At 73.6% G+C, this 24388-nt stretch carries 19 protein-coding genes; 4 read left to right on the top strand and 15 right to left on the bottom strand.

Annotated features, from left to right (window positions below; genetic code table 11):
• Positions 1–191: 191 nt before the first annotated feature.
• Positions 192–362 (top strand): hypothetical protein, encoded by a 171-nt coding sequence (locus ABZ444_RS37125; protein ID WP_358007595.1) that lies wholly within the window; start codon positions 192–194, stop codon positions 360–362.
• Positions 363–506: 144 nt separating this feature from the next.
• Here the strand turns inward: ABZ444_RS37125 and ABZ444_RS37120 are convergent, their stop codons facing one another.
• Both ABZ444_RS37120 and ABZ444_RS37115 read right to left on the bottom strand, forming a co-directional pair.
• Positions 507–1493, bottom strand: a complete 987-nt coding sequence (locus ABZ444_RS37120) for a helix-turn-helix transcriptional regulator (RefSeq protein WP_357982062.1) — start codon at positions 1491–1493, stop codon at positions 507–509.
• A gap of 96 nt (positions 1494–1589) precedes the next feature.
• Complete coding sequence (locus ABZ444_RS37115) at positions 1590–2678, bottom strand: hypothetical protein (RefSeq protein WP_358007592.1); 1089 nt, start codon at positions 2676–2678, stop codon at positions 1590–1592.
• A gap of 231 nt (positions 2679–2909) precedes the next feature.
• Here ABZ444_RS37115 and ABZ444_RS37110 point away from each other — a divergent pair, with 231 nt between their 5' ends.
• On the top strand, positions 2910–4436 hold the full coding sequence (locus ABZ444_RS37110) for a benzoate-CoA ligase family protein (protein ID WP_358007589.1): 1527 nt from the start codon (positions 2910–2912) through the stop codon (positions 4434–4436).
• 64 nt (positions 4437–4500) lie between these two features.
• Here the strand turns inward: ABZ444_RS37110 and ABZ444_RS37105 are convergent, their stop codons facing one another.
• The 5 genes from ABZ444_RS37105 to ABZ444_RS37085 are packed head-to-tail and all read right to left on the bottom strand — an operon-like array spanning position 4501 to position 9138.
• Positions 4501–5304, bottom strand: coding sequence for a TIGR03084 family metal-binding protein (locus ABZ444_RS37105; RefSeq protein WP_358007586.1), 804 nt, complete (start codon positions 5302–5304; stop codon positions 4501–4503).
• A gap of 13 nt (positions 5305–5317) precedes the next feature.
• Positions 5318–6376 carry a carboxymuconolactone decarboxylase family protein gene (locus ABZ444_RS37100; RefSeq protein WP_358007583.1) on the bottom strand — a complete coding sequence of 353 codons (1059 nt, stop codon included), beginning with the start codon at positions 6374–6376 and terminating at the stop codon, positions 5318–5320.
• Between the two features lie 10 nt (positions 6377–6386).
• The gene (locus ABZ444_RS37095) at positions 6387–8039 is read right to left on the bottom strand and encodes a GMC family oxidoreductase N-terminal domain-containing protein (protein ID WP_358007580.1); all 1653 of its coding nucleotides are present in this window, start codon (positions 8037–8039) and stop codon (positions 6387–6389) included.
• A complete protein-coding gene (locus ABZ444_RS37090) occupies positions 8036–8596 on the bottom strand; it encodes a DUF5987 family protein (RefSeq protein WP_358007577.1) in 561 nt (186 codons plus the stop codon). Before ABZ444_RS37090 ends, ABZ444_RS37095 begins: the two co-directional genes overlap by 4 nt.
• A gap of 14 nt (positions 8597–8610) precedes the next feature.
• Complete coding sequence (locus ABZ444_RS37085; RefSeq protein ID WP_357982041.1) at positions 8611–9138, bottom strand: sigma-70 family RNA polymerase sigma factor; 528 nt, start codon at positions 9136–9138, stop codon at positions 8611–8613.
• A 210-nt stretch (positions 9139–9348) separates the two neighbouring features.
• Here ABZ444_RS37085 and ABZ444_RS37080 point away from each other — a divergent pair, with 210 nt between their 5' ends.
• On the top strand, positions 9349–10200 hold the full coding sequence (locus ABZ444_RS37080; RefSeq protein ID WP_357982039.1) for a metallophosphoesterase: 852 nt from the start codon (positions 9349–9351) through the stop codon (positions 10198–10200).
• A gap of 217 nt (positions 10201–10417) precedes the next feature.
• Positions 10418–11173, top strand: coding sequence for an AraC family transcriptional regulator (locus ABZ444_RS37075; protein ID WP_358007574.1), 756 nt, complete (start codon positions 10418–10420; stop codon positions 11171–11173).
• Between the two features lie 86 nt (positions 11174–11259).
• Here the strand turns inward: ABZ444_RS37075 and ABZ444_RS37070 are convergent, their stop codons facing one another.
• From ABZ444_RS37070 to ABZ444_RS37035, 8 genes are all read right to left on the bottom strand, one after another.
• Complete coding sequence (locus ABZ444_RS37070) at positions 11260–12630, bottom strand: cytochrome P450 (protein WP_358007571.1); 1371 nt, start codon at positions 12628–12630, stop codon at positions 11260–11262.
• On the bottom strand, positions 12627–13166 hold the full coding sequence (locus ABZ444_RS37065) for a flavin reductase family protein (RefSeq protein ID WP_352329447.1): 540 nt from the start codon (positions 13164–13166) through the stop codon (positions 12627–12629). The genes ABZ444_RS37070 and ABZ444_RS37065 overlap by 4 nt, the downstream gene beginning before the upstream one ends.
• A 22-nt stretch (positions 13167–13188) precedes the next feature.
• The gene (locus ABZ444_RS37060; protein WP_352329445.1) at positions 13189–13617 is read right to left on the bottom strand and encodes an acyl-CoA thioesterase; all 429 of its coding nucleotides are present in this window, start codon (positions 13615–13617) and stop codon (positions 13189–13191) included.
• Positions 13618–13620: 3 nt separating this feature from the next.
• Positions 13621–19329 carry an SDR family NAD(P)-dependent oxidoreductase gene (locus ABZ444_RS37055; protein ID WP_358007568.1) on the bottom strand — a complete coding sequence of 1903 codons (5709 nt, stop codon included), beginning with the start codon at positions 19327–19329 and terminating at the stop codon, positions 13621–13623.
• Positions 19326–20297, bottom strand: a complete 972-nt coding sequence (locus tag ABZ444_RS37050; protein WP_358007565.1) for an enediyne biosynthesis protein — start codon at positions 20295–20297, stop codon at positions 19326–19328. Before ABZ444_RS37050 ends, ABZ444_RS37055 begins: the two co-directional genes overlap by 4 nt.
• Before the next feature lie 4 nt (positions 20298–20301).
• The gene (locus ABZ444_RS37045) at positions 20302–22248 is read right to left on the bottom strand and encodes a CRTAC1 family protein (protein ID WP_358007562.1); all 1947 of its coding nucleotides are present in this window, start codon (positions 22246–22248) and stop codon (positions 20302–20304) included.
• Positions 22245–23210 (bottom strand): DUF1702 family protein, encoded by a 966-nt coding sequence (locus ABZ444_RS37040; RefSeq protein ID WP_358007641.1) that lies wholly within the window; start codon positions 23208–23210, stop codon positions 22245–22247. The genes ABZ444_RS37045 and ABZ444_RS37040 overlap by 4 nt, the downstream gene beginning before the upstream one ends.
• Before the next feature lie 155 nt (positions 23211–23365).
• Positions 23366–24358, bottom strand: a complete 993-nt coding sequence (locus ABZ444_RS37035; RefSeq protein ID WP_358007559.1) for a DUF1702 family protein — start codon at positions 24356–24358, stop codon at positions 23366–23368.
• Between the last annotated feature and the right edge of the window lie 30 nt (positions 24359–24388).

Genomic DNA, 24388 nt, shown 5'->3' with positions numbered 1-24388 from the left:
CGGACGTGGCAGGAAGCGGAAACGCCCTGCAGCTTGCTGCCTCGCCGAAGCCTGGTTCGCGCCCCCGCCGCGGCGCAAAGTTGGAAGTGCAAGGAAGCAGCGACAAGGACCGCCGAGAAAGAGGCAGTGAAATGACGCACAGCATTGTTGCCAAGAGGATTTCCCAGTGGATTATCGCGATTGTCTCCGGGATGCTCGTCTGGGCCGTCGGCGCCACCGCCGCGCAGGCCGCCGCCGCTGCCACCGACACGGTCGTGCTGCAGGCGGACGGCAACACCTGGCCCGCGCCGGCCGGCCCTGACGGCAACACCTGGCCGCTGCCCACCCCGCTGCCCTCCCCGCAGGGCAACACCTGGCCGTAAAAAGCCCCGACACCGGAAAGGAATTGACCGTGAATTTCGCCGAGGAGGTCTGCTTATAGAAAAGGGCCGAGCACGAGAGAACCCCCGCGACCGGGTCGCGGGGGTTCGTCATGTCGTACGACAGGAAACGACGGAAGAAACGCGTCAGATCCAGTTCTCCTCCTTGGCGCGCAGCGCGGCCTGGAAACGGTTGACCGCGCCGAGCCTGGCCATCAGGTCGGCGACGTAACGGCGGTAGGTGCGCACCGAGATGTCCAGCTCGCGGGCGGCGATCTCGTCCTTGTCGGCCGTGGCCATGACCGCCAGCACCCGCTGCTCCATCTTCGACAGCGTCGGCTCCTCGCCGGGCGGGTCGAGGTGGTCGGCCAGCGGCACGGCCGCCTTCCACAGGCCCTCGAAGTAGATGACGAGCTGGGAGATCAGGCCCGGCTCGCGGACCAGCAGCGCGCCCGTGGAGTGCGCCTTGGGGTCGATCGGGACGACGGCCACGCTGCGGTCGTACATGAGCATGCGGTCCATCGGCTGGTCGGTGACGCGGATCTCGGCGCCCAGGTGCGCCAGCTCGCGCAGGTACGACACCATGCGCTGGTCCTCCAGCGCCTTGGGGTGGAAGATCTCGCGCAGGGCCAGGCCGCGCCGCAGCGAGCGCGTGTCGAGCGGCAGCGCCGACTCGATCATCACCTCGTTGAACGGGCCGCCCGGGTGCAGGCAGAGCGTCTCCTTGTAGGAGAAGAAGGCCAGGTCGTCCAGACGCTGGCGGACCCGCGCGCCGCTCTCCACCCGCTCGATGTCCAGCACCGCGTTGGAACGGTCGCCCTCCCGCTTGTCCTCCAGGAAGCTGGAGATGGCGTCGCGGGCGCCGAACACCCGGCGGATCTCCGCGTTCAGCTCCTCCAGGCGCTGTTCGACCAGGCGCTCGATGGCGATCCGCGGCTCGGTCGCGGTGACCCGGTGGCGGTCGTTCAGGTCGAGCATGGCGAGCCGGTCGAGCGTCTCCACCGCCGACTCCACCGTCTCGGGATCGAGGTCCAGGGCCTCGGGCACCGAGCCGACGCTCTCGCCCCGATGGCGCAGGAAATAGCGGTAGACCGCCTCCGCTTCGGGGGTGACTCCAATGACGGACAGATCCACGCCCCACCTCCCGGGGGTTCGGCGGCCGGAGCTTGCAGTTCCATTATCGGAATCCAGACGGCCGGCGCTCCTCGCAGGTTGCGGTGTCCGGTGAGGTCAGGGCACGGGACAGGGCAGCACGGTGGCCCCGGGCGCGGCCCGGTAGCACAGGGCCCCCGGGCACAGCACCTTGACGACCTCGCCGTCGGCCCGCACGGCGACCGGCTCGTGCCCGAACCGGCGCGCGGCGATCTCCGGCCAGCCGGACGGACGCAGCCCGCTCACCTCGTCCACCAGTCGCGGATCGGCGTCGACGGCCAGGCGCTCCAGATGGGCGGCGTAGTCGCCCTCCCGCTGCCACACGGCGAACCGGCGCAGGCAGTCGGGCAGCTCCAGCGTGCTCCACGGCTGCGCCCTGGCCGCCATCGCGCGCAGGAACGCCTCGCACACGGCCGACTTCACGGTCCGGCCGGCCGCCGCGGCCAGCGTCGCGCCCTCGCCGCCGACGGTCACCAGGGCGACCCGGAGATCGGGCACCGACAACACGAACGCCGACATCCGCAGCCCCAGCCCCGAGGCCGCGGCCGTCACGCCGGGCGGCAGCAGGCGGTCCAGCGAGCCGGAGACCCGCAGCAGCGGCTCGCGCGGCTCGGCCCACCAGCGCGCCACCACGTCGTGGGCGACCACCTCGGCGATCGCCTCCGGCACGCCGCTGTCCACCACGCCGCTGGTGGCCGGCTCGACCAGGCATTCGTGCCCGCCCGTCCAGACGATCTCGACGGGCAGCCGGTAGCGCCGCCCGCTGAGCAGGCCGGTGCCGGGCACGTGCCGCCGAAGGCTCGCGGGCGGGTCGGCGAGGAAGTCCGACAGGCGCAGCTCCGTCCCCGTCCACGCGGTCTGGGGGCCGTCGCCGGGCAGGCGGCGCAGGCGGCGCAGGGCGGCCAGCCGGGCCAGCGCCCGCGCCCTGCTCTGGGCCTCGTAGCCGGCGAACCCGGCGACGATGACGGCGAGCTCGTCCTGCGGGGATTCGGCGCAGGCCAGATGGACGGCGCCACCGAGGCAGTCGGCCATCGGCGCGAACATCTCACCGGCCGTCTCGGCGGCCGTCTCACCGGCCGTCTCACCGGCCGTGTCACGGGCCATGTCACCGGGCGCCTCACCGGTCGTCTCCGTCACCGGCCACGAGCCCGCGGGCGTGGATGCCATCGCTTCTCCTCCGGAGCGCGACGGCCGTCGCGGCCGCCGCATCCCCAGTACACGCGGGGCCCGACGGGCCCGTCAACGCTCCGGCGGCCATCCCGCAATCCGGGAGAAACCCGTCAGCAAGCTGCCACGACCGCCAGCTTGCTGACGCCGCCGGACCCCCTGCGGACGGCCCGCGCCCGGCACCGTGGAAGGCGGAACCAGCCCGCGAGCAGAGCAGCGAGAAGGCATGTCATGGACTCTTTCAACATCGCCGCACGATTCCTCGACCGCGCCGACGGCGCCAGGACCGCGCTCGTCACCCGCCAGGGCCGCGTCGACTACGCGACGCTGCGCGCCCTGGCCGACCGCGCCGGCAACGCGCTGCGCGAGCTCGGCGTACGCCGCGGCGACCGGGTGCTCATCGCCGCCGACGACAGCGTGGAGTCGGTCGCCACCTGGTACGGCGCCCAGAAGATCGGCGCGGTCACCGCCGAGGTCTACACGTTCCTGCGGCCCAAGGACTACCGCTACTTCGCCGGCTACGCCCGTCCGCGCCTGGTGGTGGCGGGGCCGTCCGCGCTGGAGAGCCTGCGCGCGGCGGGGCTGACCGGGCTGCTCGTCACCGGCGTGCCGCGTCACCTGCTGCGCCCCGGCGAGCACCACTTCGACACCCTGGTCGCCGCGCAGGACGCGCGGCTGGACCCGGTGCCGGTCGCCGCCGGGGACGTGGCGCTGTGGAAGTTCACCACCGGCAGCACCGGCGCGCCGCGCGCCTGCGTGCTGCCCGCCAGGAGCCCGCACGTCAGCTTCGACTCCTACGCCCGCGGCGTGCTGGACCTGCGCCCGGACGACGTGGTGCTGCCCGTGCCCAAACTCTTCTTCGGCTACGCCCGCGACCTGACCGCCCTGTTCCCCTTCGGCGTCGGCGCGGCCGGCGTGATCTTCCCCGAGCGCAGCCGGGTCGAGACGATCTTCGAGCTGATCGCCGAGCACCGGCCCACGGTCCTGGTGAACGTGCCCACGATGATGAGCGCCATGCTCGCCCACCCCGACGCCGACCGGCAGGACCTGAGCTGCCTGCGGCTGTGCACGTCGGCGGGCGAGGCGCTGCCGCCCGAGCTGCACCGCCGCTGGAGCGACACCTTCGGCGTGGAGGTGGTGGACGGGCTCGGCTCCTCCGAGGCGTACCACATCTTCCTGTCCAACCGCCCGGGACGGGTCCGGCCCGGCACGCTCGGCCAGGTCGTCCCCGGCTACCGCGCCCGCGTCGTGGACCCCGAAGGGCAGGAGGTCCCCGACGGCGAGAGCGGGCGGCTGGAGGTCACCGGTGACGCCGTCGCGCTGGAGTACTGGCAGGACCCGGAGCGGACCGCGAGCACGTTCGTGGGCGAGCGGACCGTGCGCTCGGGCGACCTGGTGACCAGGGACGCCGACGGCTACTTCCGCTACCGGGGACGGGCCGACGACCTGCTGAAGGTGGGCGGGTCCTGGGTGGCGCCCGCCGAGATCGAGAACTGCCTGCGCGAGCATCCGGCCGTGGCCGAGTGCGCGGTGGTCGGGTACCGGCTGCGCGGGCTGACCCGGCCGCACGCGTACGTGGTGGCCTCGGCGGCGGTCGAGGCGGCCGAGCTGAAAGCGTTCGTCCGGGCCCGGCTGGCGGCGCAGAAGTTCCCCCGGCGGATCACGTTCGTGGCGCGCCTGCCGCAGACGGCCTCGGGCAAGGTGGACCGCCGAGCGCTGGAGGCAGGGCTGGAGGCAGGGCTGGAGGCAGGGACGTGAGAAGCGGGCGCGCCCGGGACTGGGGGAGTTCCGGACGGGCGCGCCCGCGGTTCGGGAGGGCTTCTCAGACGCCGGCGCGGGCGAACTGGCCGGGACGCCGGCCGGCGCCGGCCGGCCCGCGGTAGGCCTGCGCGATGTCCAGCCAGCGGTCGGCCTCGGCGCCGGTCGCCGTGACCGCCACGTCGGCGCGGTGCCGCCGCCTGGTCACCAGCAGGCAGAAGTCCTCGGCCGGGCCGCTGATCCGCTGGGCGGCGTCCTCGGGGCCGTAGGCCCACACCTCGCCGGAGGGGCCGGTGATCTCGAAGCGGAACTCCTCGGCCGGCGGGGTCAGGCCGCGCGACAGGTAGCCGAAGTCCCGGGTGAGCACCGCGAAGACGACCAGGTGCCGCAGCCGGTCGGTGCGCTCCAGCCGCACGCCGAGCGCGTCGGCGACGTCCTGCCCGTGGGCGAAGGTCTCCATGATGCCCGCGCACGCCAGCACGATCGGCGGCAGCGGGTTGACCAGCCACGGCACGACCTCGCCCGCGGGCACGGCGGCCAGACCGGCGTGCACCTCCGACCGTCCGGCCCGCCACTTGGCCAGCAGCGTGTCCGGCGAGTCGTTCTCGAACGCCTTGAGCGCGGCGTTCACCGCGCCGTCGAAGTTCTTCTCGGCGCCGGCGGTCATGGCCGTGAACGCCTCCGCGTCGGTGGCGGCGGCGGTGGCCAGGCGGAAGATGAAGGCCAGGTGGGCGATCTGGTCGGCGATCGTCCAGCCCGGCGCGGGGGTGGGCAGCTTCCACTGCTGGGCGTCCAGGCCCGACACCAGCGCGTCGAGCTGGTCGCCGTCGGCCGCCAGGTCGTCGAGCACTACCTCTAGCTCGGTCACGTCCTCGTTCCTTTCAGTCGGCTGTCGATACGGTCGGAAGCGGGGTGGCGGGCGGCCCGGACCAGGCGGCGGTCCAGCGGGCGGCTGTCATGGCCGCCCAGGAGGCCGCCTCGACGAGCGCGGTATCGGCGAGCGCGGCCGAGCCCGGCGTCGCGGCCCGGAACTCGCCGACCGTCCGCGCGTCCACCTGGTGGGAGGCCAGCGCGGTCAGCAGCGCCAGCCGGGCGGCCGGACGCTGCGCGGGCGGCAGTGCGGCGGCGGCCCGCCCGGCCCAGCCGCTGCCGGGGCCGGGCGGGACGCCGTCCCAGCCGGACACCCGCTCGGCGACCAGCTCGCGGACCGGGACGGGCAGCCGCCGCGCGCCGCCCTCCTCGATCGCCGCCGCGGCCCTGGCGAACGCCTCGCCGAGCCGCGGGACGCCGCCCGCCCAGGCCAGGTCGTCCGGCAGCGGCGCACCGGGCAGCAGGTCCAGCGAGCCGCCTGGGGTCGCGGGCCGCCGCGCGGCGGGCGGCATGAGCGCGCCGAACACGCGCAGCGCGGGCCCGCGCGCCGCGCCCGGCAGTTCCGGCGGCAGCGGCGAGTCGCCGAGGAACACGTTGACCATGCGGTTGAGGTACTGGAAGGTCACCGCGACCGCCACGAGCTCCACGGCCGCCGCCCCCGTCACCGGCGGGCCGCCGGCCCCGGGCGCGGCGCTCGCCCTGGCCCAGACGGCCAGCGGCCGCAGCCGGGGATCGGCGGGGGTCAGCGCGCGCAGGGTCGCGCCGTGCACGTCCACGCAGTACGGGCAGGCGTTGCCGGCCGAGACCTCCCTCGCCACCAGCTCCCCGGCCACCCGGCCGGCCGCCCCGGCGGCGAGCAGCGACTCGCGCAGGACCAGCCAGCACGCGGCCAGGGCGCGGGGCGCGGGGGAGTGCAGGGCCACCGGCGGCGCGAGCATGCCGAAGTCCCGCTCGACCTGCTCGTACACCCGGGCCACCAGGCCATGGGCGGCGCCCGGCCGCACCGGGCGGACGTGCCGCACCTGGGCGAGCGCGCCGGGCGCCGTCATCCGGCTGAGCAGCCGTCCCATCGCCGGTGCCCTACCCGCGCAGCGCGGCGGCGGCCAGCGACGCGGTGGCCCGGCGGCCGGCGGTGGAGCCGTCCGGGGCGGGCGCGCCGTAGGAGACCCGCACGCCGCGCTCCCGCGCGGCCCTGACGATCCCCGGCACGGCCCGCTCGGCCAGCGCGGAGATGGTCATCGCCGGGTTGACGGTCAGCGCGCCCGGCACGGCCGAGCCGTCCGTGACGAAGATCCCCGGGTGCCCGCGCAGCTCGTGCCCGTCGTCCAGCGCCGAGGTGTACGGGTCGTCGCCGATCCGGCACGAGGCCAGCGGATGCACCGTGTACGCGCCGACCAGGTCGTTCGTCCAGGGCGTCACCGTGGCCAGCCCGTCGCGCTCCAGGATCTCCTTGCACTCGGCGTCGGCCATCGCCCAGGCGGCCGAGGTGTTCGCGGTCGGCTTGTACGACAGCCGGCCGACGCCCAGCATCTGCTGGGAGACCCGGTCGGCGTTGCCGCGCACGGGCGGCGGCCCGAAGACGCCCTCGTTGTCGTCCTCGATCATCTGGAAGATGATCAGCCAGGACCGCCAGCGTTCCAGCATCTCCTTCTTGCGCAGCCCGAACCACGCCGGGTCGGGGCCGCCGGCCAGCGCGAGGATGGTGCCGAGGCCGGGCGGGAAGTAGAGCTGCTCCAGCGAGTAGCGGGTGTACTCGGGCAGCGAGCCGTCCAGCCGGTCCCAGTTGGCCACCGTCGGGCCCTTGCCGATCTGGTTGGCCGCGTACGCCAGGCCGTCGCCGCGCTCCAGGCCCAGCACCTCGCGCACGCGCTCCTCGTTCAGCACGGCGGTGTTGAGCCGCTCGCCGTTGCCGGAGAAGTAGCGGCCAACGGCGTGCGGCATCGCGCCGAGCGCGGCCTCGCTGCGCTGCAGGATGACCGGCGTGGCGGCGGCGCCGGCGGCGAGGACCACCACCTTGGCCTCGATCGTGCCCTCGCCCTCGGTCAGGCGGTAGTCCTCGCCATGGACGATCTTGTAGTGCACCCGGTAGGAGCCGTCGGGCGTCCTGTCGATGCGCTGCACCTCGTGCAGCGGCCTGATCCTGGCGCCGTGGGCGAGCGCCGCCGGCAGGTAGTTGACCAGCAGCGACTGCTTGGCGTCGAACCGGCAGCCGGCCATCATCCAGTTGCAGTTGACGCAGGCCCCGGTGTCCACGGCCGCGGGCACGGGGTTGGCGGTGCGGCCCGCGTGCCGGCAGGCCGCCGCCCACAGGCCGCCGGAGTACGAGACGTCCTCCCAGCCCTGCTGGGTGATGGAGATCGACTCGGCGACCCGGTCGTACCAGGGGTCGAGGGTGTCGCGGCTGATCGCGGCCGGCCACATGCGGCGCTTGATGCTGCCGCGGCGCTCGAAGACGAACCGCGGCGCGCGCGGCATGGCCGCGAAGTAGACCACGCTGCCGCCGCCCACGCAGTTGCCGCCCAGCACGCTCATGCCGTCGCCGACGGTGAAGTCGAAGATGCGGGTGTAGGACGAGCCCAGCTTGAAGTCGTGCTCGTAGTCGGCGGACTCCAGCCACGGGCCGCGCTCCAGCATGATCACGTCGGCGCCGCCGGCGGCCAGGTGGTAGGCGGGGATCGCGCCGCCGAAGCCGCTGCCGATCACCAGCACGTCGGTGCGTTCGACGCCGTTCATGCGGGGCTCCCTGAAGCTGTCGTGTCCGGGTGGATGTCGGCGAGGGGACGGCCGTAGGAGTAGGCGGGGAAGCGCCACAGCCCGTCCGCGTCGGGCGGAGTGATGCCCATGGCGGTCAGGCCGGGATGCCCGGCCCTGATGGCGTCGGCGGTGTGCAGGTGGGCGGCGGAGTCGTAGGCCATGTAGCAGAACAGCACCAGCAGCACCCACAGCGCCTTCTCCGGGTGGCCGGGCGCGGTCAGCGTGCGCACCAGCGCGCCGCGCTCCTCGAACGGCAGGGCCACGAACGCGGGCACGCCCTCCTCCAGCACGATGCCGTGCTGGTCGGCGTGGGCGCGGGCGTGCTCGTTCAGCGAGCGGGCGTAGTCCTCCAGGCCCTCGGAGACACCGGTGGCGTCCCATTCCAGCAGCTCGACGGCGCCGGCCGCGACCGCGCCGCCCGTCGGGCTCATGCCCGCCACCGCCCGGTCGTCCGGGCCGCGCTTGGGGCCGGGCACGATGGTGTCCGCGAGCGCCTCCAGCGTCTCCACCCTCGTCTCGTAGAGCAGTGGACCCATGGGTACTCCCTCGTTCAGGTCGGCTTTCGGTCGGTACGGTCGGCGGGGTCGGTGCGCGCCAGCGCGGCCCGCAGGGTGCTCAGCGCCCTGACGGTCTGGCTGCGGACCGTGGAGGACTCGTTGCCCATGACCCGGGCCGTGTCCTCGGCGCTGCGCCCCTCCCAGAACCGGAAGAAGATCGTCGCCCGCTGCCGCGGCCCGAGCCTGGCCAGCGCGCCCATCAGCACGATGCGCTCGCCCACCAGGTCGTAGGGGTCCAGCGCCGCGGCCGCGTCGGGCGGCGCCCCGCTGAGCACCTCCCGCGACCAGCGCAGCGACCTGCGGTCGCTGATGAGCAACCGCCGCATGATCTGCCGCGCGTACGCCTCGGCGCGGTCGCGCCGGTCGAGGCCGTCCCAGTGCCGGTGCAGCGCCAGCAGGGTGCGCTGGACGAGGTCGTCGGCCTCGTGCCAGTCGTCGGAGAGCCGGAAGGCCACCCGGCGCAGCATGGGCCTGGCCTCCCGCGCGAAATCAGCGAATTCCTGCCCCCGTACATCGGCCATCACCCTCACCCCCGGAACACGGCCGTGCAATTTCCGCTTTCTTCGGCATGCTCAGAATTGAATGTGCGGTGCGCCGCAACAACCCCTAACGGACGCCCCCGCGCCCTTATCCACAAAGGCACCGGCGCCACCCCCTATTCGCCCCCCGTGGACCCCTGTTCTTCTCTCCGTACGCTGCCCGGCCCGTTCTCGCGCACATACGCTCGCGACGTGAGCGCCTCCGGTGCGGCATTACTGGCGATCAGCGACCTCCACGTCGGATTTCCCGAGAACAGGGCGGCCGTCGAGGAGCTGCGCCCGCGCACCGCGGACGACTGGCTGCTGGTGGCGGGGGACGTCGCCGAGCGGCTGGACGCGTTCGAGCAGACGCTCGGCCTGCTCGGCGAGCGCTTCGCCAAGGTGGTGTGGGCGCCGGGCAACCACGAGCTGTGGACCACGCCCGGCGACCCCGGCCTGCGCGGCGAGGAGCGCTACCGGCGCCTGGTGCAGATCTGCCGGCGCCTCGGCGTGCTCACGCCCGAGGACCCGTACGCGGTCTGGACGGGGGAGGGCGGCCCGGTGGCCGTCGTCCCCCTGTTCCTGCTGTACGACTACAGCTTCCGCCCGCCGGGCACCACCCGGGAGCAGGCGCTCGGCCTGGCCCGCGAACAGGGGGTGGTGTGCAGGGACGAGTTCCTGCTGCATCCCGAGCCGTATCCCAGCAGGCAGGCGTGGTGCCGGGCCCGGGTGCGCGAGAGCGAACTGCGGCTGGACGCGCTCGACCCGGCCCTGCCCACGGTCCTGGTCAACCACTTCCCGCTGCTGCGCGCCCCCACCCGCGTCCTGCGGCACCAGGCGCTGGCGCAGTGGTGCGGCACCGAGCAGACGGCCGACTGGCACCTGCGCTTCCGTGCCGCCGCGGTCGTCTACGGCCACCTGCACATCCCGGGCACGAGCTGGCACGACGGGGTGCGCTTCGAGGAGGTCTCGCTCGGCTACCCGCACGAGCGGCGGCCGCACCACCGCGACGGCCGGGTGCTCAGGCAGCTGCTGCCGGCCCCCCGCCGCGAATGGGCCCTATAAATCGCATTCTCAGATAAATTGCCGAGATTTCCGAAGATTTCCCAAAAAAGGGCGATTTGTCATGCAGCGTACTGCACGCCCGAGAGCGTGTACCAGGTGGCAACCGAAAGGCAATGCATCCGGAGCGCCGAGGAATCGTCGCGCCTCCCGGGAATTCTCCGGCCGGAGAATCGACGGGGGACGCGCGCCCGAGGGCTTCCGGGTTCCGGGAGACCATATGGACGACGTCATCGAACGAGCGGTCCTGCGGGTCATCGAGAGCATGCAGGAGAACCACGGCGAGCAGCTCACCATTGACGACATGGCGCGGACCGCGATGTTCAGCAAGTTCCACTTCTCGCGCGTCTTCCAGCGCGTGACCGGGCTGTCCCCTGGACGGTTCCTGTCCGCGGTGCGGCTGCGCGAGGCCAAACGCCTGCTCGTGTCCACCTCGCTCAGCATCACCCACATCAGCCACCAGGTCGGCTACTCCAGCGTGGGCACCTTCAGCTCGCGCTTCACCCACAGCGTGGGCCTGTCGCCGAGCAGGTACCGGCAGTTCCTGAGCGTCACGGCGGCGGACCTGGCCGGCGGCGGGCGCGTGTTCGGCGGCCCGGCGGCGACCCTGCACGGCGTCGTGACCTCGCCGCTGGCCGACCGGCCGGTGTTCGCCGGCGTCTTCCCCGGCCAGATCCTGGAGGGCAGACCGGCGAGCTTCACCCTGATCAGCCGGCCCGGCCCGTACGTGCTGGAGAACGTGCCCAAGGGCAGCTGGTACCTGATCGCCCAGTCCGTGGCCGAGTCCCGCGAGGACGCCGTGCACCACCCGCCCCAGGGTGACGCCGCGACGTGCATCGCGCGGATCGGGCCGATCGAGGTGGGCGGCGGCGGCGGCGAGCGCGCCGACCTGCGGCTGCGTCCCATGAACGCGCTCGACCCGCCCGTCCTGCTCGCCCTGCGCGACCTGCTGGCCTGGACCGACACCCACACCTGACAAGAAGGGGTGGCACGTGCGGAAGGGCCCGCGGTCGATTTCCGCGGGCCCTTCCGTGACTTCCGGGCCGATCTCCGGGCCGATCTCTAGGCCGGGCTCACCGTCATCGGCAGCCCGCCGCGCACCCGCAGCGACAACATGGCCTCCGGAACCGCCCGGCGGCCGGGCAGCCCGGTCAGCCGCAGCTCCCGGGTGACCATCGCCAGCACGAACGTGGCCTCCATCATCCCCAGGTGGTTGCCCACGCAGAAGCGCGGGCCCGCGCCGAAGGGGATGTAGGCGTACCGCGGCCGGTCGGCGGGCGCGCCCGGCTCGAACCGCTCGGGACGGAACGCGTCCGGCTCCCGCCAGTACGCCGGATGCCGGTGCAGCGTGTACGGGCTGATGAGCACGTCCGCGCCCGCCGGGACCCGGTACCCGCCCACCTCGTCGTCCTCCCGCGCCACCCGCGTCAGCGCCCACACCGGCGGGTACAGCCGCATGACCTCCTCCAGCACCGCCGCCGTGTAGGTGAGCCTGCGCAGGTCCTCGTACTTCGGCGGCCGGTCGCCCAGCACCGAGACGGCCTCGGCCCGCACCCGCTCGCGCACCTCCGGATGCCGGTCCAGCAGGTGGAAGGCCCACGACAGGGTGCTGGCGGTGGTCTCGTGCCCGGCCAGCAGCACCGTGACCACCTCCTCCCGCAGGCGCTGCCGGGCGGCCCGCGGGTCCTTCCGCAGCCCGGTGGACTCGATCAGCAGGGACAACAGGTCGCCGCCGCCGGTCGGGTTCGCCAGCCGCTCGGCCACCAGCAGGTCCACGACCCGGTACAACTCCCGCCGCGACCGGCGGAAACGCAGGTGCAGCGGCAGCGGCAGCCATAACGGCACCATGGCCAGCGTGACCATCTCGAACATGGCCTGGTCCTGGACGCCCTCGAAGGCGTGCCCGACCGAGCCGTGCGCGCCGAGGTCGGCCTCCAGCAGGGTGCGGCCGAGCACCCCGAGCGCCAGGCCGGTCATCTCCCCGGCCACGTCCACGGGCCCGCCGCCCACCCGGGCCCGCAGCCGCTCGACCAGACGGCCGGCCTCCTCGGCCAGCACGGTGTCCTGCTGGGCCAGCCGCTTGTTCTGGAACAGCGGCTGGATGGTCCTGCGCTGCTGCCGCCACCGCTCGCCGTCGCTGGTCAGCAGCCCGTCACCGATCACCCGCCGGGCCTCGGCCAGGCCGATGCCCTTGCGGTAGTTGCCGCTGTTGTCGGCCAGGACGTGCTTGGCGTGGTCGGGATGGTTGAACAGGTAGATGCTCTTCGGGCCGATCGTCATGCGCACCGCGTCGCCGTACCGGGCGGTCGCCTTCGACAGCAGCGCGAGCCGGTCGCCGACCAGCCGCCGGTACAGGACGGGCGCCGCCCAGGGCGGCGGGCCGGGCGGCACGCGGCCGCCCAGCGCCACCGGGCGGGTGCCCAGCGTGGTCACGCCGACACCCCCTGCAGGGCAGGGGAGGTCTCCCCGAAACGGCCCCGGTAGACCAGCAGGCCGTCGCAGTCGTCCCGCCGGCTCAGGGACAGCACCTCGCCGACGAAGATCGTGTGATCGCCGCCGTCGTAGGCGCGCCAGACCCGGCACTCGAAGCGGGCCGCTGCGCCCGCGATGAGCGGCACCCCGGTGACCTCACCCGGCGTCACCTCGACGTCGGCGAACTGGGCCAGGCCGAGCGGCCGGTAGCGGTCGGCGAAGTGCCGCGCCTCGGCCTCCTGGTGCCCGGCCAGCACCGACACCCCGAACGACGTGGCCGCGGTGATGCACTGGTGCATCACGGCGCCCTTGCCGACGCACACCAGCAGCAGCGGCGGGTCGAGCGAGACCGAGGTGAAGGAGTTGGCCGTCATGGCGTGCGGGACCTCGCCGCCCGTGGTGATCACGGTGACGCCGGTGGCGAACGCCCCGAACGCGTCGCGCAGCGCCTTGGCGTCCGCGACCTGCGGCGCCGGGGCCGATGAGTGGAGTTGCACGGTGACCTCCTGGGTCCGGGTTCTAGGCCAGGTACGGTTCGAGCGCCCTGACCAGGGGCTCGGGCACCCTCGCCGGCGCGGTCTTGGTGTTCGGCCCCCGCATGCAGGCCACCCGCTGCCTGCCGCGGGCGACGAGGACCTCGGGCGCGCCCGGGGTGACCCGGACGTAGTCGAAGCCGAACTCGATCTGCGTCTGCGCCAGCTCGATCAGGCGCATCCGGATGGACAGCTGGTCGAAGGCCGTGATCTCGGCGAAGAACTCGCAGTCGACCTTGAGCGTGAACAGCTTGAGGTCGTCCTGCAGGTCGGCCAGCACGTCCCGGGCCCGTTCCATGAGGAACATCTCCCGGCAGCGTCCCTGCCAGCGCAGGTAGTTGACGTAGTAGACGTTGCCGACGAGGTTGGTCTCCTCGAAGCCGACCGTGTGCAGGTACTCGTAGTAGGTGCCCATGGGCTAGGACCGCCCTTCGGTGAGTATCGCGACGACGACGGGGGCGGGCAGGCCGTTCACCCGGGTGGCGAGCGTGGCCACGGCCGCGCCGCCGCCGGTCAGCACCACCCATCCGTCGGCCCCGGCCCGGGTCACCGCGAGCGGCACGTCCGTCCCCGCTGCCGTCCCCGCCGCCGTTCCGGCGGTGCGCAGGCAGGCGAGCGCGGCGCGGGTGCGGGCGCGGGCGGTGTCCGCGTCCTCCCCGGAGGCCGCGGCGATCTCGCCGGCGAGCGCGTCCCGCCCGTCGCCCGGGTCGGCCGCGTCGCCGGGCCCGGCGGGGGTGACGGGCTCGACTGCGCAGGACAGCGGCCCCGGGGCGGCCACGCACACCGTCAGTCCCGGCACGTGCGCCGACACCGTCCGCACGCCCTCCGCCGGGGCCGCGCCGAGCCGGGCCACGGCCAGGTCGCCGGTGCCCTCGCCCGGCTCCACGACGACCGCGACCCGCGCGCCCGTCAGGTCCTCCAGCGTGCGCTCCAGGTACGGGCCGAGCAGCGGCGCCGCCCACGGACCGGCTCCGCCCTTCTTCCGCACGGCCTGCAACCGCAGCCCCTCCCAGCGTTCGACGACCTCGCCGTCCTTCGTCCGGACCGCGACGTCGTAGACGTAGGCGTCGCCGTCCCTGGACCGCTCGGAGGCGCAGTAGCGCACCTCGTCCGCGCCGGACAGCGCGGCCCCGGCCGGGTGGACGCGTTCGATGCCGGTCGGCAGCAGGGTGGCGTCGGGCACGCACACCTGGTTGCCGTGCATCAGCGCGTCCCGCATGCCGGGGTCGCCCAGGAGCAGGTCCGGCGGCAGGTACCCGGCGAACCAGTCGCACTCCTGCGCCACCTGGAGGTCGGCGTCCACCTCGCGGGCCGCGGCCCGGTGGTAGCGGCGCAGCCGCTGGAAGCGCCGGCCCTGGAAGAGCACCTCGCCGTAGAGCTGGGTGTCGGGGTCCAGCGCGACCGGCGGCAGCTCGTCGCCGGACTGCTCGGGCGGGCCCGCGGGCGGGGCGCCGGCGTCCAGGCGCAGCACGGCCGTGAAGTGGTCGACGTCGAAGCCGGTCTCCTGGCTGCGGATGGCGACCGCGACCGTGTCGTGCCCGGTGACCGCCGCCGCCACCCGGAGCGTGGTGCTCCCGTCGGGCGGCACGATGATCGGCCGGACGAACTCCGCCTGCTCCACGACGGGCGCCCCGGGACGGCCGGTGGCCGCGTACGCCACCTGCGCCATGGCCTCCAGCCCGAACACCGCCGGGAACAGCAGGTTGCCGTCCAGCAGGTGATCGGCCAGGTACAGGTCGGTCCCGGCGTTCACCTCGACCTCGCTGACCAGCTCCACGCCGTGGTAGCGGACCAGTGGCGCGCCGACGAAGCGGAGCAGCGGCAGCTCCGGCTCCTCCCGGCGCACGGTGTGGATGCCCTCGGTGCGCCCGCTGATCACCACCACGCCGGGCGCGTCGGGATCGCTCACCAGGCGGCGCATGATCTCCACGCCCCGGTCCACCGGGATCGGCGTGATGCCCTGCTCGACCAGCCGGTCCACGACCGACAGCCGCTCGCCCATGCCGACCTCGGACCAGACCGACCACTCCATGCAGATCGCCCGGCAGCCCGGGTGCCGCTCGCCCGCCTCGCGGGTCAGGTCGGCAAGCCACTCGTTGGCGGTGGCGTAGTGGCCCTCGCCGTGCAGGCCCGCCCGGCCGATGATGCTGCCGAACGTCACCAGCAGCCGCAGCCGTCCGGGCTCGACCGCCTCCAGCACGTTGCGCAGGCCGTCCACCTTGGGGGCGAACGTGCGGCGGAAGGCGTCCATGTCCAGCCCGGCGATGCCCTCGGGCTCGTTGCGCCCGGCGCCGTGCAGGACGGCGGTGACCGGCCCGAGCGCCTGCTCGGCCGCGGCCACGGCCGCCCGCACCTGGGCGGCGTCGGTGACGTCGGCCCTGGCGTAGTGGACGGTGAGCCCGGTCGTGGCCATGCGCCGCAGGTTCGCGGCCAGCTCCTCGTCCTGGGCGGGGTCGGAGCGGCCGAGCACGGCCACCTTGGCCGCACCGGCCATGGCCATGGCGCACTCGGCGGTGATGCCCTTGCCGCCGCCGGTCACCAGGAGCACGTCGGAGCCGGTCAGCGGCTCCTCCGCCCGCTCCTGCCGGTACGGCAGCGCCCGCAGCGTCGGCACCCGCCGCACACCGCCGGCGTCGTAGTGCACCTCGCTGAACGCCGTCGTGGCCGCCGCCTCCGCCGCTACCCAGGCGGCGGCCTGCGGCGCGTCCTGCGGCAGGTGCACGACCGTGGTGGGCAGGCCGCTCTCCAGGTGGAACGTCTTGGCCAGCCCCGCCGCGCCCCGGCCGTGCTGGACCAGGACGAACCGGGTGCCCGGTCCGCCGGCCAGGGCCGCCTTGGCGCCGAGCAGCGCCTGCTCCAGGTCGTCGGCCGCGCACCGCGCGGGTAGGCACACCAGGACACCGGAACCGATCTTCTCCCCTTCGAGTGCCTCGCGCAGCGGCCCCGCCAGGGGCGCACCGGCGGGCGCGAACACCTGCCACGACCCCGCGCGGTCCGCGGCCGCCCGCCGGGGCCGCGGCTGCTCGTCCAGGTCCACGGCGAACGGGCGCACCCACGGCGCCGCGCCCGCCACGCCCCGCGCCGACTGCGCGCGCGGCTGCGCGGCCAGCCGGTCCAGGGCCTCGCCCAGCTCCTGGAGCGTCGCGGTGGCGACGTTGGCCGGCGCCATGCCCGCGGGCACGCCCAGATGCTGGGTGGCCTGGTCGATGATGTGCATGACGGTGACCGAGCTGAGGTGCAGCTCGTCCAGCGGCTTGCTGTCCTCGGTCACCATCTCCAGCGGCAGCTCGGCGCGTTCGGCGGCCAGCCGCCGCAGCAGCTCGACCGTGGACTCGCCCGGCCGCGCCGCCGCCCCGCCGCTCGTCCCGCCGTCCGGCTCGGCCGCCCGCTCCGCCGGCTGCGGGGCGGCTGCCTTGACGCGCACCTGCGGCGCCTGCTCGGCCGGGCTGGTGAAGAACGAGAACGTCGCGCCGATCTCCAGCGGCTTGACCAGCCGCCCGTGGAACAGCTCCTCGCAGGCGACGGGCACGCCCGCCACGTGCGCGGCGCCGGCCACGCCGAGCAGCCCGGCCAGCGACTCGCTGTCGGTGTCCAGCGCGACGGCCGGCACGTCGGTCAGCTCGGCCGCCAGCCTGCTGAGCACCCGGCCGGGGCCCACCTCGACCAGCAGGTCCGCGTCCGCGGCCACCGCGGCCAGCGCCTGGGCGAACAGCACGGGCGCGGTGATCTGCCGGTGCAGCAGCGCCGGGATGTCGGTCCCGGCGGCCAGGTCGTCCCCGGTGACGGTGGAGACGACCCGCCGGGCGACCGGCCCGAACCGCTCCTCCGCCAGGTATCCGGCCAGCGCCTCGGCCGCCGGGGCGACCAGGGGCGAGTGGAAGGCGTGCGAGACGTTCAGCCTGGTCCAGGTCAGCCCGGCGCGCTCGGCCGCGCGCCCGGCCTCCTCCACCGCCGCCACCGGCCCGGCGACGACGGTCTGGAGCGGCCCGTTGTACCCGGCGATCACCACCGGCAGGTCGCCGGCCAGTTCCAGCACGGTCTCCGGCGCGGCCCGCACGCCGGCCATCGTGCCCGGCTCGCTGCGCTCCCGCATCGCCCGGCCGCGCTTGGTCGCCACGCGCAGCAGCGCGTCCTCGTCCATCGCGCCCGCCCAGTGCAGGGCCGACAGCTCGCCCAGGCTGTGCCCGACGGCCGCGTCCGCCTCGATGCCGAGCAGCGACAGCGCGCGCAGGCCCGCCATCGAGCCGGTGACGATGCGCGGCTGGGCGACCTCGGTGGCCGCCATGTCGCCGTCGGCGGGCAGCGCCGCGGTGGTGTACACCTCGGCGACGTCGGCGAAGCGCCTGGCCAGCGCGCCGCCGTCGGTCCCGCGGCCCGAGCCCTGCCCGGGGAAGAGGAAGCCGATCCGCGGCCGGGCCGAGGCGCGGCCGACGAACGCCTTGCCGTCGGGGGTGGACAGCGTGTTCTCGCCGGACTCCAGCGCCGTCAGCACGCGGGTGAGCTGCCGTACGGCGTCGTCGGGCGAGGAGACCACGACGGCCGCCCGGAACGGCAGGCCGCGCAGCCGCCCGCGCAGCGTGGCGGCCAGGTCGGCGAGCTGGCCGTAGGACACCTTGGGCACGAAGTCGAGCAGCTCCGACACCAGGCCGCGCAGCTCGTCCCAGGTGCCGCCGTCCAGCAGGAACAGCTCCGCGTCCTGGGACGCGGCGGCCAGCGCCTTGACGCGGCTGGACACCCGCCGCCGCGGGCCGGTGTTCTCCAGCACCACGTGCGTGTTGATGCCGCCGAAGCCCATGGCGGTCACCGCGGCGCGCAGCGGCGCGCCCTGCGGCCACGGCTCGGCCGTGCGCAGCACCCGCAGCGTGGCGCCCTCGTCGGTGAGCACCTGGTGCGGGTCGACGCACCCGATGGTCGGCGGCAGCACCTGCTCGTGCACGGCCATGGCCGCCTTGATCAGGCCCGCCACGCCCGCCGCCGCCTTGGCGTGGCCGATCATGCCCTTGATCGAGCCGACCGCGGCCGGCCGCCCGGCCGCGGCCCTGGCCCGCGACAGGGCCGTGAGCTCCGTCGCGTCGCCGAGCGCCGTGCCCGTCCCGTGGCCCTCGAACAGCTCGACGCTCTCGGGGCCGAACCCGGCCTTGTCGTACGCGCGGCGCATCGCGAGCAGGTAGCCGCTCACCTCCGGACGGGTGATCCCGCCCTTGCCGTCGGAGGAGACGCCCCAGCCGGCGATCGTGGCGTAGATCCGCCGCCCGGCGGCCAGCGCGTCCTCCTCGCGCATCAGCACGACGATGCCGCAGCCCTCGCCCGGCCAGAAGCCGTTGGAGTGCCGGTCGTACAGGCGGAAGTCGCTCTTGGCCAGCGCGCCGGTCTTGGCGAATCCGATCACCTCGAACGGGTCGATGGACAGGTCCACGCCGCCCGCGACGGCCACGTCCACGTCGTGGTCGGCCAGCGCCTTGCCGGCCGTCACCACCGACAGCAGGGACGAGGAGCAGGCGCCGTCCACGGTGTAGCCGCCGCCGTTGAGGTCGAAGTGGTTGCAGATGCGCCCGGCGATCGTGTTGGACAGCCCGCCGGCCAGCGTGTCCTCGTCCACCGGCGGGAAGGGGCTCTTGTAGGCGACCTCGTAGTCGGCCAGGAACGCGGCCAGGCGCTCGTCGTCCCAGCCCTGCTCCTTCAGGGCCGCGGCCAGGGTGCGCCGCACGTACGGCCAGCGCAGCCGCAGCACGTTCGCGCGGGTGAACTCGCCGGTGAGCGTGTTGCCCACGACGACCCCGGTGCGCTCGCGCGGCAGCCCCTCGCCGCCCGCGAACCCGGCGTCGGCCAGGGCCCGGCCGGCCATGTCCAGGGCCAGCCAGTGGGCCAGGTCGGTCGACCGGTACGTGCTACCGGCGATCTTGTGTGCCACCCGGTCGAAGGCGTAGCCCTCGATGACCGCGGCGGTCTTGGCGTAGAAGCGGTCCGGCGCTGCGGGATCGGGGTCCCAGTAGTCCTCCAGCCGCATGCGCTCGTCCGGGAGCCGGCGGAAGGCGCGGCGGCCGGCCACCGCGTTCTCCCACAGCTCCCTGGGCGAGGCGGCGTCCGGGTACCGGCAGGCCATGCCGACGATCGCGATCCTCGTCATGCCTTCGCGACCTCTTCCCGCGCGTGCTGCAGCGCCTGGGCGGCGGCTGCGCTGACCCTGGCGGCGTCGAGCTCGCGCGCCTTGTTCACGATGTGCAGCGCCCACAGGAAGCCGCCGCGGATCAGGCAGACCGCCGCCGTGGCGAAGAAGATCCCGTACGGGATGTTCATCCCCATGAGCAGGCCGTACACCACGGCCACGCCGCCGCCGAAGGCGACCTGGGACAGCGGTCTGGACGGGCTCGTGCCCGGGTCGGTGATCATGTAGTTGGTGAACAGGATGAACGCCACCCCGGTCATCATCGACAGCCCGCCGAGGATGGAGATGTCGTCGATGATCAGCCCGCGCACCACGGCCTGGAGGGCGAAGACGCCCACCCATCCGCCGATCAGCCACATGCGGCCGGTCAGCTTCCCGTTGATCATGGTCCCGCCGATGATGATGATCCCCGGGATGATCCAGTCGATCGGGTTGTCGACGTTCTCGGTGAAGTGGTACGGCGGCGCGATGCTGGCCCACGGCAGCAGCAGCAGGATGATCGCGATGCCGAAGTTGGACGGGTTCATGAAGTGCCGCATGCGCCCGCGCACCGGCGCCTTGAGCACCCACTTGGCGCCCACGGCGACGGTCACGCCGAACATCATGACCAGCACCTGGTCGTTGACGTAGATCAGCATGTTGAGCGCGATGGAGGTGATGTGCGCGGGATAGAGGAACTCCATCAGCCCGCGCGGGCCGTTGCCGAGGAAGCGCGGCGCGCGGCCCTCCTGGCGGGCGCCGATCACCTCAAGGATGATCTCCACGGTGTAGCCGGTGGCCAGCGCCACGAACGGCCACGACCACGGCTGCTCGAACCCCAGCACGGTGTAGCCGAGGATGTTGAAGATGGTGATCGAGATCGCGAACCGGCGCAGCGCCGTGATCACTTTGGGATCGTGACGTGGCGGGGTGATCGTCTTGGCGGCCATGCCGTCACTTCTCCTTCGCTTGCGAGCCGAGCTGGAGGGTGTGCCAGCCGGGGGTGAGCGTGAGCTCCTGCTGGTGCCGCTGCCCGGCGCGGTCGCGCCAGCTCAGCTTGACCCGCACGGGGCCGGTGACGTTCGCGCCGAGGCCGATGTGCACCGCGTGCGCGCGCTTGCCGGAGTGGCCGCTGCCGCCGTCCACGCGGCCGACGAAGGAGCGGCCGTCGGGCGTGGTCGCGGTCACCGTCGCGCCGATCACCGGCGATCCGGCGGCGGGCAGCGGGCCGGCCGCGGAGGGGGTGTCGTACTGCAGGCGCAGCCCGAGGAACGAGCCCGCCGACCGGCTGGTGTTGAGGTAGAAGGCGGGAGCCTCCCACTGCCGGGCCACCGCGAAGTCGATCAGGCCGTCGCCGTTGACGTCCCCGGTCGCGATGCCGCGCGTCGGCACGGGCACGGCCAGGCCGAGCTGCTCCGACAGGTTGGCGTAGCGGCCGTCGGGGCCCTTGGCGAAGAAGGCCAGCGTCTGCGCGCCGGCGATGTCGGCGCCCTCGGTGACGTTCGGCCACGACTTGGGGTTGCTGGTCACGCCGTCGTTGGCGGCGGCCAGCTCCTGCAGCGGCGGCCAGCGGTTGACGTCGCCCTTGACGAACCCGGTCGCCTGGACGATCTCGTTCTCGCCGTCGTTGTCGAAGTCCTCGATCTTCGGGTCCCAGCCCCAGCCGGACCAGGCGGTGCGCAGCTCGGCGCTGAGGTCCTTCCACGGCGCCTGGCCCTGCCGCAGCTTCTCGCGCAGCTCGGCCTGGGTCTTGACGGTGGACAGGAACGTGAAGTTGCTCTCCTGGATGCCGTACGGGGTGGTGATGTTGCTGACGAAGAAGTCCAGGACGCCGTCGTGGTTGAGGTCGCCGGCGTCCGAGCCCATGCCCTTGAAGGAGTCCTCGCCGAGCACCTTCGACTTGGGCACGCCGATCTCGTGCACCCCGGTGGTGGCGGAGAACTTGATGGTGCCGGGGGAGGAGGTGTTGTAGAGCAGGTGGTCGGGCCCGAAGTCGTTGTTCAGCAGCAGCTCGGGCAGGCCGTCGCCGTCCAGGTCGGCGCTGGTCGCGCCGAGCTCCCAGCCGGTGGAGACGTCCGGCGGCAGCACGCCGTCCAGGCGGGTGAAGCCGCCGTTGCCGGTGCCGCGGAAGAAGTAGTCCCGGCCGCCGTTGACGGCCTTGGACAGCGAGTGGTTCATCTGCACGCCGCCGTCCACGCGGCTGTCGAGGATCGGGCTGCCGTCGGGGAAGTAGTTGCCGACGAAGATGTCCTGCCTGCCGTCACCGTCGAAGTCGGCGACGGTCGCGACGTTGCTGTTCCACAGCTCGCCGGTGTACTTCGCGCCGCCCGCGTTGGGCACCAGCTCGGCCGCGTCGAAGGCGGCGGCCTCGAACCGGGCCGCGGTGGGCCGCTGCAGGTGCAGCGTGGGCGTGCGGCCCCACCAGTAGACCAGCAGGTCCGTCCGGCCGTCGTCGTTGTAGTCGGCGGGCACCGCGCCCATGGGCGCCATCGCGTCGGTGACCGGCAGCGAGCCGAGCGACAGCGCGAACGGCCGGTACCGCTCGCCGCCGCCCTCGACCGGCGCCGGGGTGACGACCACCTGGTCGGTACGCGGGTCCACGATCACCAGGTCGTCGTCCCTGCCGTTGCCGTCGAGGTCGTTCAGCGCGATCGCGGCCCCCACGGAGGAGATCCAGGCGTCGATGTGCTTGTAGGCCTGGTTCACCTTGCGGACGGTCTTGGCCGGGCCGCCGCCCGGCATGGCGATCGCCAGGGACTTGAAGCCGTACGCGCCGGCCATCTCGGCCTTGGTCGCGTCCGAGGCGAAGGTCGGGTGGCCGATCGCGAAGACGGCGATCATCAGCGCGAGTGCGGCGACTCCCGCCGCCTGCTTGCGCAACCACGCGGCTACCGAGCTCACGAGGGAACACCTCCATGGAAGACGAACGTCTCGGCGATGCGCCGGCGCCACCCCTCATAGGCGGGCGGCGAGTCCTGTGCTGTCGCGGTGGGGCGGGTCACGCGGCTCACCTCGGCCGCCTGCTCCGCCGTGGTGCCGCAGAGAACGCCCACGGCCGACTCGGTGTGCGGGAAGAGCAGCCCGGCGCGGATCCTGGCCTCGGCGGCGAACACGCTGCCCTGGGCCAGCGGCCCCCGGTGCGCTCCGGCGCGCTCGCGCAGCCACCGCAGCTCGGCCTCGTCGGCGCCGCCCGCGTAGGTGGCGGCCAGGCCGATGCCGGCGTAGAGGTCGGCGTGGCGGGACTCGGGGAACCGTTCGAGCAGTGTGACCGCCCGCTCGGCGCTGGTGCCGGCGACGAACCACAGCGCGCGGCCGATGCCCTGGTCGAGGGCGTGGGCCGCGTAGTCCTCCTGGCCGGCCGGCCAGGAGAAGCGGGGTTCGCGCACCTGCTGGTGCACGTACCGGTCGGTGTGGAAGTAGGCCTGGTGGAAGCCGTACCCGTCGTGGACCAGCCACAGCAGCAGCGGGTCCAGCAGCCGGGGCTTGGGCCACAGGAAGCGGGGGAGCCGGGCCATGGCCCAGCCGATCCCCACGTAGACCATGTAGTTGTGGTGGTGCCCGCGTCCCTGGAGGAAGGCGTTGACCCGGCGCAGGTCGCCGAAGGTCATGCAGTCGAGGATGGCGAAGCCCATGCCCGCGCCCTCGTAGGCGAAGCCGCGGAAGCGGGCGGGCACCTCTTCGAGCCGGTCCTCGGCCTCGGCGACGGTGCGCGACTCCACGGCGTGGGCGTAACCGGCGAGAAAGTATTCGCCGACCGTCTCCAGTATTTCAGTGGACGCCGCGTTCTTCACCCAGAAGCCGCGCTTTTCGACTTTCGTCTCGCCGACGTCCGGCACCAGAATTCTGCGTCTGAGTGACCGCAATGCGCTTGCCAATTGAGCCTCCGCCGCTTATAGCCCGAACAATCCAATTTCATTGACACATGCCGCCCGGTGGCCGGACAACTTCGGGTTTGCTCAGCTCGGAGGCTCATTTTTGGGCGTGCGACAGCGAATGACGTGCTTATTCCGGGAAACGCTCAGCGGGCCGGGATCTCGGCCTCCGCCGCGAAATGCGCGCGCACCCTGCCGCGCCACAGCTCGTAATCCGGGACGCGTTCCGACGTGCCCGCGGCGACTTCGCTGTCGTCGGCCAGCGCGACCGCGCCGGCCACGTCGAGCCCCGTCAGCACCGCGCCCGTGGCCGCCGAATGCTCCGGGACGAACCCCGAGTAGTGCCGGGCCTTGGTCGCGAAGACCGAGCCCTGGGCCAGCTCGCCCCGGTGCTCCCCGGCCTCCTCGCGCAGCACCGCCGCCGCGCCCGCCGCACATCCGGCGAACGTGGCCGCCAGCCCGACCCCGCTCCACAGGTCCGCCTGCCGCCCCGCGGCGAACGCGCGCACCGCCGCGGCCACGTCTGCCGGCCTGCCGCCGTGAATGAACCACAACGCCCGGCCGACGCCCTGGTCCACGGCGCGCGGGAAGTAGGCCGCGTCGCCCTGCCAGGGGTAGGGGGCCGGCACCTGCTGCCCGTCCACGTGCCGGCGGGTGTGGAAGTAGGCCAGGTCGAAGCCGTACCCGTCCACGGCCAGCCAGCTCATCACCGGGTGGTACGGGGTGCCGTCCAGGTCCGGCAGCACCTTCTTCCACAACACCCGCGGCAGCCGGGCCATGGCGAAGCCGATGCCGATGTAGGCCAGGAAGATGTGCGGCTGACCCGGACCCATGAGCAGGTCCCGGGTACGCCGCCCGCGCCCGCCGCCCATGGCGTCCAGCACGGTGAAGGCCATCGTCGCGCCCTCGTAGGCGAAGCCGCGCTGCTCGACGTCCACCAGGGACAGCCGGCGCTCGATCTCCCACTGGTCGCGGACGTCGATGCCCCACTCGAAGCCGCACACGACGGCCTGCGGGATGGCCTCCAGGCGGCCGGTGAGCGCCGAGGGGACGACGGGGAAGCCGCGTGCGCCGAAGGTCACGTCGGCCAGGGATGGCGCCAGCACGAGCCGGCGCAGCGAACCGAGCAGAGACGACATGGTGTGCTCCTCCTCCAGTACCGTGAAGAC

It is taken from the genome of Nonomuraea sp. NPDC005730, from assembly GCF_040630865.1.
Lineage (GTDB): Bacteria > Actinomycetota > Actinomycetes > Streptosporangiales > Streptosporangiaceae > Nonomuraea.
The sequence above is the reverse complement of the archived record's forward strand: the minus strand, read 5'-3'. Positions and strand labels throughout refer to the sequence as shown.

What these genes read in the sequence shown, in the direction of transcription:
- ABZ444_RS37100 (WP_358007583.1), bottom strand. Translation starts at nt 6,376, where the DNA reads ATGGGACGGCTGCTCAGCCGGATGACGGCGCCCGGCGCGCTCGCCCAG.
- ABZ444_RS37050 (WP_358007565.1), bottom strand. Translation starts at nt 20,297, where the DNA reads ATGGCCGCCAAGACGATCACCCCGCCACGTCACGATCCCAAAGTGATC.
- ABZ444_RS37075 (WP_358007574.1), top strand. Translation starts at nt 10,418, where the DNA reads ATGGACGACGTCATCGAACGAGCGGTCCTGCGGGTCATCGAGAGCATG.
- ABZ444_RS37090 (WP_358007577.1), bottom strand. Translation starts at nt 8,596, where the DNA reads ATGGGTCCACTGCTCTACGAGACGAGGGTGGAGACGCTGGAGGCGCTC.
- ABZ444_RS37085 (WP_357982041.1), bottom strand. Translation starts at nt 9,138, where the DNA reads ATGGCCGATGTACGGGGGCAGGAATTCGCTGATTTCGCGCGGGAGGCC.
- ABZ444_RS37055 (WP_358007568.1), bottom strand. Translation starts at nt 19,329, where the DNA reads ATGACGAGGATCGCGATCGTCGGCATGGCCTGCCGGTACCCGGACGCC.
- ABZ444_RS37095 (WP_358007580.1), bottom strand. Translation starts at nt 8,039, where the DNA reads ATGAACGGCGTCGAACGCACCGACGTGCTGGTGATCGGCAGCGGCTTC.
- ABZ444_RS37115 (WP_358007592.1), bottom strand. Translation starts at nt 2,678, where the DNA reads ATGGCATCCACGCCCGCGGGCTCGTGGCCGGTGACGGAGACGACCGGT.
- ABZ444_RS37125 (WP_358007595.1), top strand. Translation starts at nt 192, where the DNA reads ATGCTCGTCTGGGCCGTCGGCGCCACCGCCGCGCAGGCCGCCGCCGCT.
- ABZ444_RS37035 (WP_358007559.1), bottom strand. Translation starts at nt 24,358, where the DNA reads ATGTCGTCTCTGCTCGGTTCGCTGCGCCGGCTCGTGCTGGCGCCATCC.
- ABZ444_RS37060 (WP_352329445.1), bottom strand. Translation starts at nt 13,617, where the DNA reads ATGGGCACCTACTACGAGTACCTGCACACGGTCGGCTTCGAGGAGACC.
- ABZ444_RS37110 (WP_358007589.1), top strand. Translation starts at nt 2,910, where the DNA reads ATGGACTCTTTCAACATCGCCGCACGATTCCTCGACCGCGCCGACGGC.